The sequence below is a fragment of the Desulfobacula sp. genome (genome assembly GCF_021107415.1).
This window is the reverse complement of the sequence record NZ_JAIOSW010000006.1, coordinates 1-3,800: the sequence shown is the minus strand read 5'-3', so window position 1 is coordinate 3,800 and position 3,800 is coordinate 1. Positions and strand designations below refer to the sequence as shown.

Below are 3,800 nucleotides of genomic sequence, written 5' to 3'. Positions count from 1 at the left end.
ATAATGAGGGCCTGATCAAACGCAAGGCGATTTACGTCCCCTATTCCCAGGCCGTACCTCTGAAATACTCCATTGATGCTGAAAACTGTATTTATTTTAAGAATGGAAAGTGCAAGGCCTGTGAAAAATTCTGCCCTTCCGGCGCCATCAATTTCAAAGATACGGAAAAAACGATTACCCTAAATGTAGGATCGGTAATCATGGCTACTGGATTTAAATCGTTTGATCCGGGTCAATTCGACAACTACTCATACGCCCACCTGCCGGACGTAGTGACTTCCCTTGAGTTTGAGCGAATTCTTTCCGCCACTGGTCCATACGCAGGTCATCTGGTTCGTCCTTCAAGCAAACTCCGCAAGAAACAGGTTGAAAAACATCCAGAAAAGATCGCCTGGCTGCAATGTGTGGGGTCTCGGGATATCAACAGGTGCGATAATAGCTATTGTTCATCGGTATGTTGCATGTATGCCGTCAAGCAGGCTCTTTTGGCAAAAGATCATAGTAAGACACCTTTGGAGTGCACGATTTTTTTCATGGACATGCGTACCCAGGGAAAGGACTTCGACCGATACTATGAAAATGCCAAAATAAAAGGGGTGCGTTTTATCCGCTCCAGAATCCACACCGTTGATGCGGTACCGGATGCCGAAGACCTTCGGCTAAGATATGCAAAAGAAGATGGGAAAATAGAGGAAGAAGTCTTTGATATGGTAGTTCTTTCCACCGGACTTGAGGCCGGAGATAGCGCTGTCCAGCTTTCTGAGACCTTTGGCGTTGAGCTGAACAGGCATAACTTTATCCGATCCGACAGCTTCCATCCGGTGGCTACTTCGGTGCCGGGAGTTTATGCTTGTGGAGTTTATACCGGGCCCAAGGACATTCCCCAATCGGTCATGGAAGCCAGTGCGGCAGCCTGCGCTTCCACAGAAAACCTTGCTGAAGCACGAAACACATTGACCAAAACAATCGACATACCCAAGGAACTGGATGTGAGCCGTGAAACGCCCAGGATCGGAGTGTTCGTTTGCAACTGTGGCATCAATATTGGCGGTGTGGTCCGGGTTCCCGAAGTGGCTGAGTATGCGCAAACACTGCCCCATGTTGTTTATGTGGAAGAAAACCTATTCACCTGCTCTCAGGATACCCAGGACAAGATTTCAGAAGTCATTAAAGAGCAGGGGTTGAACCGGGTAGTCATTGCTGCATGCACTCCGATAACCCACGAAGCCCTTTTCCAGGAAACACTGATCAACGCCGGCCTTAACAAATACCTGATTGAAATGGCCAATATCCGAAATCAGGATTCATGGGTCCATTCAAATGATCCGGATGCGGCCACACAAAAAGCCAAGGATCTGGTACGCATGGCTGTAGCCAAATCCGATCTTTCCAGCCCTTTGACAGAGTCGGTTTTGCCGGTAACCCAAACCGGACTGGTGGTGGGCGGCGGTATTGCCGGAATGACGGCCGCTTTGTCAATGGCCAGGCAGGGCTTTCCTGTCCACCTGGTAGAAAAATCCGGCCATCTTGGCGGTAATGCCCACAGCCTAAATAAGACCTATCGCGATGAATCAATTTCCGGTTTTTTGGAAGATTTAATAAAAGATGTGGAATCGGAAAAACGTATTACCGTACATCGGGAAGCCACTTTCGAAACGATGGAAGGATTTGTCGGCAATTTCAGCAGTGTCCTTTCAAACGGGACATCCCAGGAAACAGTTGGACATGGTGTTGCTATTCTGGCCACCGGTGCAAAAGAATACAAACCGCAAGAATATTTATACGGCGAGCATGCAGCCGTTCTTACACATCTGGAAATGGATGAACTATTAAAAGACAACGACCAACGAATCTCTAAAGCAGGTAACGTAGTTTTTATCCAGTGTGTCGGTTCCAGAGATAAAGACCATCCCTATTGTTCAAAGGTATGCTGTACTCATTCTATTAAGAGTGCTTTGGAACTAAAAAACGAAAACCCGGATGCAAACATTTATATCCTTTACCGGGACATCAGGACCTACGGGCAACGGGAGGACCTATACAGGGAAGCCAGGAGACAGGGAATACTTTTTTTCCGGTACGATCCTGATGAAAAACCCCAGGTTACTGAAACCGGTAAGCAGGTGACCGTAACATTCAATGATCCGATCCTTGGGAAAAAACTGTCTGTGGATGCTGATATCCTCTGTCTGGCAACAGCCATTGTGGCTCACGAAGATCAAAGCATCAGCAAACTTTTTAAAGTCCCGGTCGATGCCGATGGATGGTTGATGGAGGCTCATCAGAAATTAAGACCGGTGGAATTTGCTGTCGAAGGGGTTTTCCTTTGTGGAATGGCGCATTATCCAAAACCGATCGAAGAGAGCATTGCCCAGGCTAAGGCCGCCTCCTCCAGAGCGATGACGGTTTTGTCCCGGGAAAATATCAAGGTGGGTGGGATTGTCTCACGGATAAAGCCCGAATTGTGCTCCGGATGCCTCGCGTGTATCCAGGTTTGCCCATACACGGCGATTACCTTTAACGAAGAAAAAATGGTTGCCGAAGTCAATGAAGCCCTGTGCAAAGGCTGCGGTGCCTGTGCTGCGACGTGTCCGTCCGAGGCTCCCATACTGATGGGATTTAATAATAAACAACTTTACGCACAGATTAAAAGCGCTTTATGCGTTTGAAAAAATTTTATATCAAGGAGCAAAAGGTGAAAAAAGAACAGTTTGAACCCAGTATCATTGCCTTTATCTGTAATTGGTGCGCCTACGGCGCGGCAGACCTGGCCGGTGTCAGCCGGCTTCAGTACCCTCCCAATATGAGGGCTATTCGTGTCATGTGCTCGGCCACCGTCTCTCCACACCATATTTTAAAAGCTTTGCAAAGCGGGGCGGACGGTGTTTTGGTTGGCGGGTGACACATCGGAGACTGCCATTACCTGTATGGTAATTACATGACCATTAAGAGAATGACTTTTTTGCAGGAACTGCTAACATTTATGGGGCTTGAGGGGCGATTACATCTTGCATGGATATCTTCAGCCGAAGCGCAGAGATTTGTTCAGGTTGTCACTGAATTTACTGAAAAAATCAGAACGCTGGGGCCTAATCCCCTCGCAGGGTATACCGGAAGCCTAAAAGCGGCAGGATTGAAATTTCCTTCCGATTTTGGAAAAGGCCGAATCGTGCAACAACAAAAAGCAGCCGTTACAATCCCGGGAAGCAGGTAAAGGAGACAGAGATGAATGATAGAGTGAAACGCTGGCTGAAAGACGGGACTATCGATATTTTCCTGGGGTATAAAATGGTGGAGGGTCATCCGCTGCCTTACTGCTTCACACCAAAGCGACTTGAAGAGGTCGATGATCTGGTTGTCGGGCAGGCACGATATTCCCTGGAAAAAATCGCTACCCATATCAGCGTCGAAGATCCTGGCATCAAAATTGGAATGCTGGCCAGGGACTGTAACCAGCGAGCGCTGAATGTCCTGTATATCTGGAATCAGTTGAAACCGGAAAACATCAGGACAATCAACATAAACTGCTGTCCGTCCAATCTTAAAGAGCATGGAGACTGTTCTTATCTGGAACCTGAAACTCCCGGGCAATATAAGAAACAGGTCGGGTTGGACAACACAGCAAATCCGGACGCGCTGGAGTCCATGGCTTCGGAGGAGCGTCTTTCAAGATGGATGTATGAATTTCAAAAGTGCATCAAATGCTATGGCTGCCGCAACATATGTCCGGTTTGCTTCTGCAAGGAGTGCTCCCTGGAACATGAAGAACTTATCGGTGTCGGTGTTTTGCCGCCGGAAGT

General features: G+C 47.9%; 2 protein-coding genes and 1 pseudogene. All 3 read left to right on the top strand.

Going from position 1 to position 3,800, the window contains the following annotated elements:
• Positions 1-2,669, top strand: a 2,669-nt coding sequence (locus K8S13_RS00200; protein ID WP_291459585.1) for an FAD-dependent oxidoreductase, incomplete at its 5' end; no start/stop codon positions are given.
• Positions 2,660-3,100: pseudogene (locus tag K8S13_RS00195) on the top strand (hydrogenase iron-sulfur subunit); the annotation flags it as partial. The gene K8S13_RS00200 and the pseudogene K8S13_RS00195, both read left to right, overlap by 10 nt.
• A gap of 125 nt (positions 3,101-3,225) precedes the next feature.
• A partial coding sequence (locus K8S13_RS00190; RefSeq protein ID WP_291459584.1) for a hypothetical protein occupies positions 3,226-3,800 on the top strand: 575 nt, incomplete at its 3' end.